We start from the raw sequence: 12,695 nt of genomic DNA on the forward strand, positions 1-12,695 counted from the left end.
CGGGGGACGGGGCGTCAGCGGGGGGTGTCGTGCACGCGAGCGAGGTGGGCGGCGACGAGCGCCTCGACCTCGGCCTTCGTCACCGGGCGGGTGCCGCACGCCTCCCAGTGACTTAGCAGGGCCGGCTCCTTGCGCGCGAGGACGAGCCCGCGGCGGACGAGGGTGAGCGGGGGCTTGCGGTGACCCGCGAGGTCCCGGGCCAGTCGCCGGACGAAGGTGACGGCGGGCCGGGAGCGCAGGTGGACCGCGTCGAGCAGCACGTCGCCGCCGCCCAGTCGCGCCACGAGCTCGGGCGCGAAGAGGCCCTCGGCGACGACGAGCCCGCCCGGGCGCACGTGCACGGGCCGGTGGCCCGTCGCCCGGCTCGTCGGGATGTCGTAGACCGGGACGTCGCACGTGCCGTCGCGGCAGAGCGCGCGCAGGGCCCGCTCGGCGGCGTCGGCGTCCCACGAGCGGGGGTCGTCCCAGTCGACGATGCCGCCCCACGCCGGCAGGCCGGGGTCGGTGACGTCGCGGTAGAAGTCGTCGAGCTGGACGACCGTCACGGCGTCGTGGCGACCCCGGAGCCGTTCGACGAGCGTCGTCTTGCCGGAGCCGCTCGCACCGGCCAGGAGGAGGACGCGGGCCGGCGACCCCGGTCCGTCCGGGGGGTCGGAGGGCACGGGGTCAGCGTCCCTTGGGGTGCCAGACGGTCTTGGTCTCCATGAAGCGGAGCATGCGGCGCGGGTCCGGCACCGCCGTCCAGTCCGGCTCCTCGCCGTCCGGGAGCTCGGCGGGGCGCACGACCCGGGTGAGGGTCTCGGCCGCAGCCGCCTCGAGGTCGCCCCACGTCGGGTCGCTGAGGCCCGCGGCGCCGGCGAGGTCGAGCGCGTCGACGTCGCGGTGGGACGCGAGCCAGGGCCCCAGCTCGGCCGCGGAGCCCGTCAGGAGGTTGACGACCCCACCCGGGACGTCGGAGGTGGCGAGGACCTCGCCGAGGGCGACGGCGGGCAGCGGCCGCTCGTAGGACGTGACGACGACGCACGTGCAGCCGGTGGCGACGACGGGCGCGACGACGCTCGTGAGCCCGAGCAGCGAGGACCGCTGGGGCGCGAGGACGGCGACGACGCCTGTCGGCTCCGGTACCGACAGGTTGAAGAACGGCCCGGCGACCGGGTTGGCGTTGCCCGCGACCTGGGCGATCTTGTCCGTCCACCCGGCGTACCAGACCCACCGGTCGACGGCGGCGGCGACCTGCGCGCGGGCGGTGGCGTCCTCGACGCCCTCGGCCTGGGCGACGAGCTCCGCGAGCTGCGCGGTGCGCCCCTCGAGCATCTCCGCGACCCGGTAGAGGACCTGTCCGCGGTTGTAGGCCGTGGCGGCGGACCAGCGGGAGAAGGCGGCGCGGGCGGCCACGACGGCGTCGCGGGCGTCCTTGCGGGACGCCTTCGCCGCCTGCGCGAGCGCGCGACCGTCCGCGCCGTGGACGGCGTACGTGCGGCCGGACTCGCTGCGCGGGAACGCCCCGCCGAGGTACAGCTTGTACGTCTTGCGCACGTCGAGGCGCTCCGACGAGGGGCTCGTGGTCATCGGACGTACGCCTCCAGGCCGTGCCGGCCGCCCTCGCGGCCGTAACCGGACTCCTTGAACCCGCCGAACGGGCTCGTGGGGTCGAACTTGTTGAACGTGTTGGCCCACACGACCCCGGCCCGGAGCCGGTCGGCGGTCCACAGGATCTTCGAGCCCTTGTCCGTCCACACGCCCGCCGACAGCCCGTACGGCGTGTTGTTCGCCTTCGCGACGGCCTCCTCCGGCGTGCGGAACGTGAGGACGGACAGGACCGGGCCGAAGATCTCCTCGCGCGCGACGCGGTGGGAGGTCTGCACCCCCGTCAGCAGCGTCGGGGTGAACCAGTAGCCGCGCTCCGGCAGGTCGCACTCCAGCGACCAGCGCTCGGCGCCCTCGGTCTCCCCGGCGGCGGTCAGCTCCTCGATGCGGCCGAGCTGCTCGGCGGAGTTGATGGCCCCGAGGTCGGTGTTCTTGTCCATCGGGTCCCCGACGCGCAGCGAGGCGAGGCGACGCTTGAGCCGGTCGACGACCTCCTCCGCGACGGCCTCCTGGACGAGCAGGCGGGAGCCCGCGCAGCACACGTGACCCTGGTTGAAGAAGATCCCGTCGACGATGCCCTCGACGGTGGAGTCGAGGGGGGCGTCGTCGTAGACGATGTTGGCGGCCTTGCCGCCGAGCTCGAGCGTCGCCTTCGTGCGCGTGCCGGCGATGCTCTTCGCGATGGCCCGCCCCACGGCGGTGGAGCCGGTGAACGCGACCTTGTCGACGCCGTCGTGGCCGACGACGGCGGCGCCGGTGTCGCCCGCCCCCGTCACGATGTTGACGACGCCCGGCGGCAGGTCCGCCTCCTGGCAGATCTCCGCGAACAGCAGCGCGGACAGCGGGGTGGTCTCGGCGGGCTTGAGCACGACCGTGTTGCCCGTCGCGAGGGCCGGGGCGACCTTCCACGCGAGCATGAGGAGGGGGAAGTTCCACGGGATGACCTGGCCGACGACCCCGTGCGGCTGCGGGTCGCGACCCAGGCCCGCCCACTCGAGCTTGTCGGCCCAGCCCGCGTGGTAGAAGAAGTGGTTCGCGACGAGGGGCACGTCGACGTCGCGGGTCTCGCGGATCGGCTTGCCGTTGTCGAGGGTCTCGACGACCGCGAGCTCCCGCGCCCGCTCGGCGACGAGGCGCGCGAGGCGGAACAGGTACTTGCCGCGCTCGGCCGGCGCCATGGGCCCCCACACCTGCTCGTGGGCCCGGCGCGCGGCGGCGACGGCGGCGTCGACGTCGGCGGTCCCCGCGTGCGCCACGCTCGACAGCCGCTCCTCGGTCGCCGGGTTGACGGTGTCGAGGGTGCGCCCGTCGGCGGCCTCGCGGAACTCGCCGTCGACGAAAAGGCCGTAGGAGTCGGCGATCGTCGCGATGCTGCGGGACTCCGGCGCGGGGGAGTACCGGAACGGGGTGTCCGACAGGTCGGTGAGCTCGCGGGCACCGGGCTCGGGGCGGCGGGGGGAGAGGTCGGTCATCGGGTCCTCGGCGGGGTCGAAGGTCGCGTCGGTGGGGTCGGGGGACTCGGGCGTCCGGCGCTCAGTCGATGCTCACGTAGTCCGCGCCGCTGTAGGCGCCGGTGCGGAGCTTCTGCCGCTGCATGAGCACGTCGTTGAGGAGGCTGGAGGCGCCGAAGCGGAAGCGGTCCGGGTGCAGCCAGCCCGGCCCCAGCGTCTCCTGCACCATGACGAGGTAGCGGAGGGCGTCCTTCGCCGTGCGGATGCCGCCCGCCGGCTTCATCCCGACCACGAGGCCGGTCGCGAGGTGGAAGTCGCGGATGGCCTCGAGCATGACGAGCGTCACCGGCATCGTCGCCGCCGGCGACACCTTGCCGGTGCTCGTCTTGATCGTGTCGGCGCCCGCGAGCATCGCGAGCCACGACGCCCGCCGGACGTTGTCGTACGTCGCGAGCTCGCCCGTCTCGAGGATGACCTTGAGCTTCGCGCGGCTGCCGTCGGGGCGGGCGCACGCGGCCCGGACCGCGACGACGTCCTCGAACACCTCGAGCCAGCGCCCGGCGAGGAAGGCGCCCCGGTCGATCACCATGTCGATCTCGTGGGCGCCCGCGGCGACGGCGTCGGCGGTGTCGAGGAGCCGGACCTTCGTCGAGGCCCGGCCGGACGGGAAGGCCGTCGCGACGGCCGCGATCCTCACCCCGGGCCGCTCGTCACCCGCCGGGGGCCGCCGCCACAGGGCGCCGACGCGGTCGAGGGCGTCGGCGACGTCCGCGACGAGGTCGCCGTACACGCACACCGCGGCCACGGGCGGGCAGCCGGTCGCCGGGTCCGGGTTCGCGGCCTTCGCGGCGAGGGTGCGGACCTTGCCGGGGGTGTCGGCGCCCTCGAGCGTCGTGAGGTCGATCATGGAGACGACGGCGTCGAGGCCCCACGCCTTGGAGTCGGTCTTGATGGACCGGGTGCCGAACTTCGCCGCGCGGGCGTTCGCGCCGACCTCGTCGACCCCCGGCAGCCCGCGCAGGAAGCGGCGCAGGCTCGTGTCGTCGACGCGCCCCACGAGGCGCTCGACCGCTCCGTCGAGGGCCGGACCGTCGCCGGGTCGGGCCTCCGCGGCGGCGGTGTCCGGGGCCGGGGCGGCGAGGTCGGTCATGGTCAGGAGCCTAACGCCGGGCAGGATGTGCGGATGCCGCCCGAGGAGCCGTCCCGCCCCGCCGGCCCCGCCGGGCCGGTCGACCCCGCCGACGCGCCGGCGGAGTTCCGGCCGGGCGCGGTGCGGGTGCTGGCGGTCGCGTGGTGGGTGCTCGCGGGGGTGCTCGTCGTCGACCTCGTCGCCAACGGGACGCTCACGAGCGTCCTGCTCGGCGGGGGCGTCCTCGCCCTCGCCTCCGCGGTCGTCCACGCCCTGTTCTGGCGACCCGCGGTGCGGGTCGACCGGGGCGGGGTCGAGCTCGTCAACGTGTGGCGGACGGTCCGCCTGCCGTGGTCGACCCTGGAGGACCTCGACACCCGCTGGGCGCTCACGCTGACCGCTGCCGGGCGGCGCTGGTCGTCGTGGGCCGCGCCGGCGTCGGGGCGCCGCATCCGGCCGGTCCGGCGCTCGGAGACGCCGTGGGCGGAGCGGGACGCCGAGGGGATCGCCGGGAGCCGGGCCCCCGGGTCGAGCGCCGGGGAGGCGGCCGTGCTGGTCGGGACCCGCTGGGAGCGGTGGCGACAGGCACCGGGACCGGTCCGCGCCGAGGGGACGGGCGAGCCCGTGGTGCGCTGGGAGCCCGCCGCGCTGCTGCCGCTCGCGGCCGCCGGTCTCGTGCTCCTCGCGGGGGTGCTCACCGCGCTCGGGTGAACGGTCGAGCCGGTCGGGACGCTCAGGAGGTGAGCAGCTCCCGCACCTGCTGCTGCAGGGCGTCGAGGCGTCCGGCGCCGGCGGCGCGCGCCGCCGCGAGGTCGGTTCCCACGACCGGCTGGACGACCTCGCAGTACGCCTTGAGCTTCGGTTCCGTGCCGGAGGGCCGCACGACGACGCGGGCGCTCGTCCCGTCGTCGGGCCCGCCGTCGGCCGCAGCCGCGAGGCGGACCCCGCTCGTGGGCGGGAGCCCGTCGACGCCGGCCGACAGGTCCTCGACGCTCACGGGGCCGAGGCCCGCGAGGTCCGCCGGGGGTGTGCGCAGCAGTCCCGACAGCACCGACGGCACGACCGACATGTCGGCGAGGCGCAGCGTGACCGGCGCCGTGAGGTGGGCGCCGTGCGCGCGGTGCAGGTCGTCGAGGAGGTCGAGCAGCCCCCGGCCGTCGGCGGCGGCGCGGGCGGCGAGCTCTGCGACGAGGAGGGCCGCGCTCACGCCGTCCTTGTCCCGCACCACCCCCGGCGCCACGCAGTACCCGAGGGCCTCCTCGTAGCCGTAGACGAGGCCCGGCACGCGCGCGATCCACTTGAAGCCCGTGAGCGTCGTCGCCGACCGGGTGCCGTGCGCCGCGGCCACGCGGTGCAGCAGCGCCGACGACACGAGGGACGCGGCGAGGGTCGCGGGCTCGCCGTCGTCGACCGGAGGGGGCGCGTCGCCGCCGCGGGTGAGGACGTGCTCGGCGAGCAGGGCGCCCACCTCGTCGCCGCTCAGCTGCCGCCACCCGGCGGGGTCGTCGCGGGGGCCCCGCGACGGGTCCGGCACCGCGACGCTGCAGCGGTCGGCGTCGGGGTCGTTGGCGATGACGAGGTCCGCACCGGAGCCCGCGGCGAGGGCGAGGGCGAGGTCGAGCGCCCCCGCCTCCTCGGGGTTGGGGAACGGGACGGTGGGGAAGTCGGGGTCGGCGGCCGCCTGCTCGGGCACGGGGGTGACGTCGGTGAAGCCCGCCCGCCCGAGCACGTCGCGCAGCAGCGCGTCGCCCACGCCGTGCATCGCGGTCGTGACGACCCGCAGGTCGCGGGGCCCCGGCACGGCGAGGGCCGCGACGGTCCCCGCGTAGGCGTCGAGGAGGTCCTCACCGGTGCCCGCCCAGCCCGACCCGGCGCGCGGCACCGCGACGGACGGCGGCGCGGCGTCGATGGCCGCGGCGATGCCCGCGTCGGCGGGCGGGACGATCTGGACGCCCGCGCCCGGGTCGGGCGACACGCGGCCGCCGAGGTAGACCTTGTAGCCGTTGTCGTCCTTCGGGTTGTGGCTCGCCGTCACGACGACGCCGGCGTCGGCGTCGAGACGCCGGACGGCGTGGGCCACGACGGGGGTCGGCACGGGCCGGTCGACGAGGGTGGCGTCGCAGCCGGCGGCGGTCAGCACGGCGGCGGTGTCGCGCGCGAACTGCTGCGAGCCGTGGCGCGCGTCGTGCCCGACGACCACCCGGGGCGTCTCGCCGGCGAGTGCCGACTGCGCCCGCAGCCACGTCGCGAGGCCGGCGGCGGCGCGGACGACGACCGCCCGGTTCATGCGGTTGGGTCCCGGTCCCATGCGCCCGCGCAGCCCGGCGGTGCCGAAGGTGAGGGACGCGCCGACGCTGTCGCGCAGCTCCTCGGCGGCGGCCGCGTCGCCCGCGTCGGCGGCGGCGACGAGGTCGCGCAGGGCCGTCGCGTCCGCGGGGTCGACGTCGCCGTCGGCCCACGCGAGCGCCTCGGCGCGCAGGAGCGCCGCGGCGTCGCTCACGCGGCCGACACCCGGTCGACGACGGCGGCGAGGAGGCGACCGCACCGCTCCGCGGCCTCCCGGCCCGCGTCGAGGACCTCCTGGTGGTCGAGCGCCTGACCGCTCGTGCCCGCCGCGAGGTTCGTCACGAGCGACAGCCCGAGCACCTCCAGACCGAGGGCGCGGGCGGCGATGGTCTCCAGCGCCGTCGACATCCCGACGAGGTCGCCGCCGAGCACGCCGACCATCCGGACCTCGGCGGGGGTCTCGTACTGCGGGCCGTGCAGCTGCGCGTACACGCCCTCCGGCAGGGACCCGTCGACCTCCCGGGCGAGGTCGCGCAGGCGGGGGGAGTACGCGTCGGTGAGGTCGACGAACGTCGCGCCGCGCAGGGGCGTCGCGCCCGTGAGGTTGAGGTGGTCCCGCAGCAGGACGGCGGTCCCGGGACCCCACTCGGCGTTGAGGGAGCCGCAGCCGTTCGTGAGGACGACGTGGCGGCAGCCGAGGGCAGCGGCGGTGCGGACGCCGTGGGCGACCGCGTCGACGCCGTGGCCCTCGTAGAAGTGGGTGCGGGCGGCGACGAGCAGGACGAGCCGGCCGGAGGCGGTGCGGACCACGCGCAGCCGGCCGTGGTGCCCCGCGACGCTCGAGGCGCGGAAGCCGGGCACGTCGGCCGCGGCGACGTCGACCACCACCTCGCCGAGCAGGTCGGCGGCCTGGCCCCAGCCGGACCCGAGGACGACGGCGGTGTCGACGGCGGCGTCCGCGGGCAGGCCCGCGCGCTCCCGGACGGTGGCGGCGGCCCGGGCGGCGAGGTCCTGCCACGCGGGCCCGTCCGGTCCCTGGTCGGCTGTCGTGGCGGTGGGGTCCGTCGCGCTCGTCACCCGGCGGAGCGTACCGATGGTCGTCGTCGTCGTGGTCGGCCGCGACCCGCGGGGCGGGTCGGTCGGGCGCGGGAGAGCATGGGGGCGTGCCGTCCCCACCGACGCCGCGCCCGGGCCCGGGCACGGAGCGGCTGCTCGCCGCGGACGCCGCCCGCGGGCTCGCGCTCCTGGGCGCGGCGACGGCGACCGCGCTGCTGTGGGTGCACGGCCGGCAGCTGGGCGCGGGGTACCGCCCGCTCGGCGCGGGCCGGCTCGATGCGGTGGCGGACGGGCTCACCGCGCTGCTCGTCGACAACCGGGTCCTGCCGCTGCTCGCCGTGGCGCTCGGCGCCGGGCTCGTCGTCCGCGTGCGGCGGCGGGGACACGTCGACGTCACGCGGCGCGCCGGCGTCCTCCTCGCCCTCGGTGCGGCGCACGCCGTCCTCGTCTCCGAGGCGGACCCGCTCGGGGTGCTCGCGCTCGTCCTGCTCGCGGGGCTGCCGCTCGCGACGGCCCGGCGCCGCTGGGCGGTGCTCGTGTGCGTGGGCGCGGTCGTCCCGCTGCTGCTCCAGGGGGCGGCGGACGGGCTCGGTGGCACGGCCGGGTTCCCGGACCCGCCGGCGTCGTACCCGCTGTCGGCACTGGACCGGACCGGGACGTGGCTGCTGGGTCTCGTGCTCGCGCCGCTGTTCCAGGGCGGGCTCCTCGTGGCACTGGTCGCGGGGGTCTGGCTGGTCCGCAGCGGCTGGCTGCTCGCCCCGCACGAGCACAGGCGCGGCCTCGCCGCGCTCGCGGTGACGGGCACGCTCGTCGGGCTGCTGGGCGCCGTGCCCTACGCCCGGCTCGTCGCCGGGGCGGGGGCCGCGGACCCGGGTCGTGCCACCGCGGCGGGCGCCCTCGACGCCGTCACCGGCCCCGCGGGCGCCGTCGGCGTCGTCGCGGCGCTCGCCCTGGTCGCGGCCCGGGGCGTCGGCCCGGCGTGGCTGCGGGCGCTCGCCCGGCTCGGGCGGCACTCCCTCGTCGTCTACCTCGCGACGTCCGTGGTGCTCGCCGGTCTGCTCGCGCCGTGGGCCGGGGGGCTCGGGGACCGGTGGGGGACCGCGGCGCTCACGGCGCTCGGCGCCACCGCGTGGGCCGCGGCGCTGGGCGTCGTCGGTCTCCTCGCCGTCGCCCGGGACCGGCGCGCGCGACGGGGCGAGGAGCCGGGCGAGGACCCTCAGCCGACGGAGCGGCAGGGGCGGGCGCGCAGCTCGGCGACGTAGTCGGCGGGTGCCCCGCCCTTCTCCGCGGCGTCGGCGACGAGACCGACCGTCAGCGCCGACGGCAGGCCGCCCTCGTAGGCGTCGAGGACGTAGAGGAACGCGGGCACGCTGCCGTCGAGGGTCTGCACCCGCACCGTCAGGCGGCGGAAGAGGCCCATCGACACCCCCTCCCACGCGTCGAGGAGGTGCTCGTCGCCTGGCGCGACCTCGTAGAGCACGACGTAGACGGCGCTGTCCGGCCGCTCGGGGCACTCCACGACCGTCGGCAGGGGGCCGTCCCAGCCGTGCTCCTCCCCGCCGAACGTCAGCCGCCAGCCCGGCAGCCAGCCCGAGCCCCGGACCGGGGAGCGGGGGGCCCGCTCGGCCATCCGGTCGGGGTCGAGGTTGCCCGCGTAGGCGGCGTAGAGCATGGCAGCGCACTGTAGTGCGGGTCGTGCCCGCGAGGACGGGCGCGGCGGCGCCCGGGCTGGTGCCGCCGGGTGCGCCTGGAAGGATGGCGGCCGTGAGCGAGGCACCCCACCGGCCCCAGCAGCACGTCGTCGTCGTCGGCGGGGGACCGGGCGGCTACGAGGCCGCCCTGGTCGCCGCGCAGCTCGGCGCCGACGTCACCGTCGTCGACGAGGACGGTCTCGGTGGCGCCGCGGTCCTCACCGACTGCGTGCCGAGCAAGACGCTCATCGCGACGAGCGAGGTCATGACGCAGGTCGACGGCTCGTCCCGGCTCGGCGTCCGCTACCCCAGCGCCGTCGCGGCCGGCGAGCACGTCGGCGTCGACATCGGCACCGTCAACGCGCGCGTCAAGCGGCTCGCCACCGCCCAGTCCCGCGACATCCGCCGCTCCCTCGAGGCCGTGGGGGTGCGGGTGGTGACGGGCCGCGGCCGGCTCACCGACGGTGCCGTGGAGGTCGAGGGCGGGGACGGCCCGGGGCGTTTCCCGGCCGACGCCGTCCTGCTGTCGACGGGGGCGACGCCCCGTCGGCTGCCCTCGGCGATGCCGGACGGGGAACGCATCCTCGACTGGCGCCAGCTGTACGACCTCGACGTCCTGCCCGAGCGGCTCGTCGTCGTGGGGTCCGGCGTCACCGGCGCCGAGTTCGCCTCCGCCTACCTCGCCCTCGGCAGCGAGGTCGTCCTCGTCTCCTCCCGCGACCGCGTGCTGCCCGGCGAGGACGCCGACGCCGCGACCGTCCTGGAGGACGCGTTCCGCCGCCGCGGCATGCGGGTGCTGTCCCGCTCGCGGGCGGAGACGGTCGAGCGCGTCGGGGACGGGGTGGTCGTGCGGCTGTCCGACGGCAGCACGGTCGAGGGCTCGCACTGTCTCATGGCCGTCGGCTCGACCCCGAACACGGCCGGGATGGGCCTGGAGGACGTCGGGGTCGAGCTCACCCCCAGCGGCCACGTGGCCGTCGACCGGGTGTCCCGCACGAGCGTGCCCGGGGTGTACGCGGCCGGGGACTGCACGGGCGTGCTCGCGCTCGCGAGCGTCGCCGCGATGCAGGGCCGGATCGCGATGCGCCACCTGCTGGGCGACGCCGTGCGGCCGCTGTCGCTCAAGACCGTCGCGAGCAACATCTTCACCGCCCCGGAGATCGCGACGGTCGGGTGGACGCAGGCGCAGCTCGACAGCGGCGAGGCGCAGGGCAACGGCGTCATGCTGCCGCTCGCGACGAACCCGCGGGCGAAGATGCAGGGCGTCGACGAGGGTTTCGTCAAGCTGTTCGCGCGGACCGGGTCCGGCACGGTGCTCGGCGGGGTCGTCGTCGGCCCGCGCGCGAGCGAGCTCATCTTCCCCATCACGCTCGCCGTCGAGCACCGGCTGACGGTCGACGACATGGCCCGCGCGTTCACCGTCTACCCGAGCCTGTCCGGCTCGATCGCCGAGGCGGCCCGCCAGCTGCACCCCGCGCCGCTCGCCTGAGGGTCGCGGGCCCGGATTCTCGGGCCCGACGGCCGCTCGCGGGCCCTACGCGATCTCGCAGACCACCGCTCCGGCGGTGACGGTCCCGCCGACGCTCACCTGCAGGCCCTTGACGGTCCCGGCCTTGTGGGCGGTGAGCGGCTGCTCCATCTTCATCGCCTCGAGGACGGCGACGAGGTCCCCCTCGGCGACCTCGTCCCCCTCGGCGACGACGACCTTGACGACGGTCGCCTGCATCGGGCTCGTGAGGGCGTCACCGGACACCGCCGCGCCGCCGGAGGCCTTGCGCCCGCTGCGGCGGGGCGCCCGCTGCAGCCCCCCGGCCGCGCCGGCACCCGCGGCGGCGACCGCGAACCCGGCGGGGAGCGCGACCTCGACGCGGCGCCCGTCGACCTCGACGACGACACGCTGCTTCTCGCCGCCGCCGGCCTCGTCCGCCCCGCCGCCGCCGCCCGGCGACCACGGCGCGATCGTGTTGTCGAACTCCGTCTCGATCCAGCGGGTGTGGACCGTGAAGGCCTCGTCCGGGTCGGCCGGGGCGAACGCGGGGTCGGAGACGACGGTCCGGTGGAACGGGATCACCGTCGGCAGGCCCTCGACCGTGAACTCCGCGAGCGCCCGCCGCGACCGCTCGAGCGCCTGCTGCCGGGTGGCGCCGGTGACGACGAGCTTCGCGAGCATGGAGTCGAAGCCGCCGCCGACGACGCTGCCGGCCGTGACGCCGGAGTCCAGCCGGACGCCGGGACCGCTCGGCGGCCGCCACACGTCGACGGGGCCGGGCTGGGGGAGGAACCCGCGCCCGGCGTCCTCGCCGTTGATGCGGAACTCGATGGAGTGCCCCCGCTCCTCGGGGTCGTCGTAGCCGAGGGCCTCGCCCGCCGCGACGCGGAACTGCTCGCGGACGAGGTCGATGCCCGTGACCTCCTCCGAGACGCAGTGCTCGACCTGCAGGCGCGTGTTGACCTCGAGGAAGCTGATGGTGCCGTCCTGCCCGACGAGGAACTCGCACGTGCCGGCCCCGACGTAGCCGGCCTCCCGCAGGATCGCCTTCGACGCCGCGTACAGCTGCTCCACCTGCGCCTGCGACAGGAACGGTGCCGGGGCCTCCTCGACGAGCTTCTGGTGGCGCCGCTGCAGCGAGCAGTCCCGGGTCGACACGACGACGACCCCGCCGTGGGTGTCGGCGAGGCACTGGGTCTCCACGTGGCGCGGCCGGTCGAGGTACCGCTCGACGAAGCACTCGCCGCGCCCGAACGCGCCGACGGCCTCGCGGACGGCGGACTCGTAGAGCTCCGGGACCTCCTCGAGGGTGCGGGCGACCTTGAGGCCGCGCCCGCCGCCGCCGAACGCGGCCTTGATGGCGATCGGCAGGCCGTGCTCCTGTGCGAAGGCCACGACCTCGTCGGCGTCGGCGACCGGGTCCGGGGTGCCGGCGACGAGCGGCGCCCCCGCCCGGGCGGCGATGTGCCGCGCCGACACCTTGTCCCCGAGGTCGCGGATCGCCTGCGGCGGCGGACCCACCCACACGAGGCCGGCGTCGATCACGGCCTGCGCGAAGTCGGCGTTCTCCGACAGGAACCCGTAGCCGGGGTGCACGGCGTCCGCGCCGGCCTTCTCCGCGACCGCGAGCAGCTTCGCGACGTCGAGGTAGGTCTCGGCCGAGGTGCTGCCCCCGAGGGCGAACGCCTCGTCCGCCGCGGTGACGTGGGGGCTGTCGGCGTCCGGGTCCGCGTAGACCGCCACCGAGCGGAGACCGTGGTCGGCGCACGCCCGGGCGACGCGCACGGCGATCTCACCCCGGTTCGCGATGAGCACGGTGGTGAAGGGCCGGGCGGACCCGGCGGCGGGGGAGGACAGCGTCGTCGACATCGCTGCGGAGCCTAGCCGGACGCCGTGCGGGGAGGCCGCCGCGCACCGACGTGCGTCGTCCGGGATGTCCGGGTATGACTGCTTCGTGTCACCCCCGGTCGCCGGACCGGGCGGTCACGGGTCCCGGCGACGCCGCC

Annotated in this window: 11 protein-coding genes; 3 read left to right on the top strand and 8 right to left on the bottom strand. The window is 76.8% G+C overall.

The features are described 5' to 3' along the window. Positions 1–14: 14 nt before the first annotated feature. The 4 genes from WAB14_RS02715 to deoC all read right to left on the bottom strand — a co-directional run bounded on the left by WAB14_RS02715 (position 15) and on the right by deoC (position 4,188). Complete coding sequence (locus WAB14_RS02715; RefSeq protein WP_340267121.1) at positions 15–662, bottom strand: uridine kinase family protein; 648 nt, start codon at positions 660–662, stop codon at positions 15–17. A gap of 4 nt (positions 663–666) precedes the next feature. Next, a complete protein-coding gene (locus WAB14_RS02720) occupies positions 667–1,569 on the bottom strand; it encodes an aldehyde dehydrogenase family protein (RefSeq protein ID WP_340267123.1) in 903 nt (300 codons plus the stop codon). Beyond that, positions 1,566–3,059: an aldehyde dehydrogenase family protein gene (locus tag WAB14_RS02725; RefSeq protein ID WP_340267125.1), complete on the bottom strand. Its 1,494-nt coding sequence runs from the start codon at positions 3,057–3,059 to the stop codon at positions 1,566–1,568. Before WAB14_RS02725 ends, WAB14_RS02720 begins: the two co-directional genes overlap by 4 nt. A 61-nt stretch (positions 3,060–3,120) precedes the next feature. After that, positions 3,121–4,188 carry a deoxyribose-phosphate aldolase gene (deoC, locus tag WAB14_RS02730; protein WP_340267127.1) on the bottom strand — a complete coding sequence of 356 codons (1,068 nt, stop codon included), beginning with the start codon at positions 4,186–4,188 and terminating at the stop codon, positions 3,121–3,123. Positions 4,189–4,221: 33 nt separating this feature from the next. On the opposite strand from deoC, the gene WAB14_RS02735 reads away from it, so the two are divergent. Continuing rightward, positions 4,222–4,878: a PH domain-containing protein gene (locus tag WAB14_RS02735; RefSeq protein ID WP_340267129.1), complete on the top strand. Its 657-nt coding sequence runs from the start codon at positions 4,222–4,224 to the stop codon at positions 4,876–4,878. Between the two features lie 22 nt (positions 4,879–4,900). Here the strand turns inward: WAB14_RS02735 and WAB14_RS02740 are convergent, their stop codons facing one another. Together WAB14_RS02740 and WAB14_RS02745 are read right to left on the bottom strand one after the other, a co-directional pair. Then, positions 4,901–6,667 (bottom strand): phospho-sugar mutase, encoded by a 1,767-nt coding sequence (locus tag WAB14_RS02740; RefSeq protein ID WP_340267131.1) that lies wholly within the window; start codon positions 6,665–6,667, stop codon positions 4,901–4,903. Then, entirely contained in the window at positions 6,664–7,530 is an 867-nt protein-coding gene (locus tag WAB14_RS02745; RefSeq protein ID WP_340267133.1) for a purine-nucleoside phosphorylase, read from the bottom strand. Before WAB14_RS02745 ends, WAB14_RS02740 begins: the two co-directional genes overlap by 4 nt. A gap of 86 nt (positions 7,531–7,616) precedes the next feature. Between WAB14_RS02745 and WAB14_RS02750 the strand changes: the two genes are divergently transcribed. Then, positions 7,617–8,771: a DUF418 domain-containing protein gene (locus WAB14_RS02750; RefSeq protein ID WP_340267135.1), complete on the top strand. Its 1,155-nt coding sequence runs from the start codon at positions 7,617–7,619 to the stop codon at positions 8,769–8,771. Here WAB14_RS02750 and WAB14_RS02755 read toward each other — a convergent pair. Beyond that, entirely contained in the window at positions 8,726–9,181 is a 456-nt protein-coding gene (locus WAB14_RS02755; protein WP_340267137.1) for a gamma-glutamylcyclotransferase, read from the bottom strand. The two genes, WAB14_RS02750 and WAB14_RS02755, sit on opposite strands and share 46 nt — an antisense overlap. 83 nt (positions 9,182–9,264) lie before the next feature. Between WAB14_RS02755 and WAB14_RS02760 the strand changes: the two genes are divergently transcribed. After that, positions 9,265–10,689 carry an NAD(P)H-quinone dehydrogenase gene (locus WAB14_RS02760; protein ID WP_377002430.1) on the top strand — a complete coding sequence of 475 codons (1,425 nt, stop codon included), beginning with the start codon at positions 9,265–9,267 and terminating at the stop codon, positions 10,687–10,689. Positions 10,690–10,734: 45 nt separating this feature from the next. Here the strand turns inward: WAB14_RS02760 and WAB14_RS02765 are convergent, their stop codons facing one another. Continuing rightward, positions 10,735–12,558 (bottom strand): acetyl/propionyl/methylcrotonyl-CoA carboxylase subunit alpha, encoded by a 1,824-nt coding sequence (locus WAB14_RS02765; RefSeq protein WP_340267141.1) that lies wholly within the window; start codon positions 12,556–12,558, stop codon positions 10,735–10,737. Positions 12,559–12,695: the final 137 nt, after the last annotated feature.

This window comes from Aquipuribacter nitratireducens (assembly GCF_037860835.1).
Classification (GTDB): domain Bacteria; phylum Actinomycetota; class Actinomycetes; order Actinomycetales; family JBBAYJ01; genus Aquipuribacter; species Aquipuribacter nitratireducens.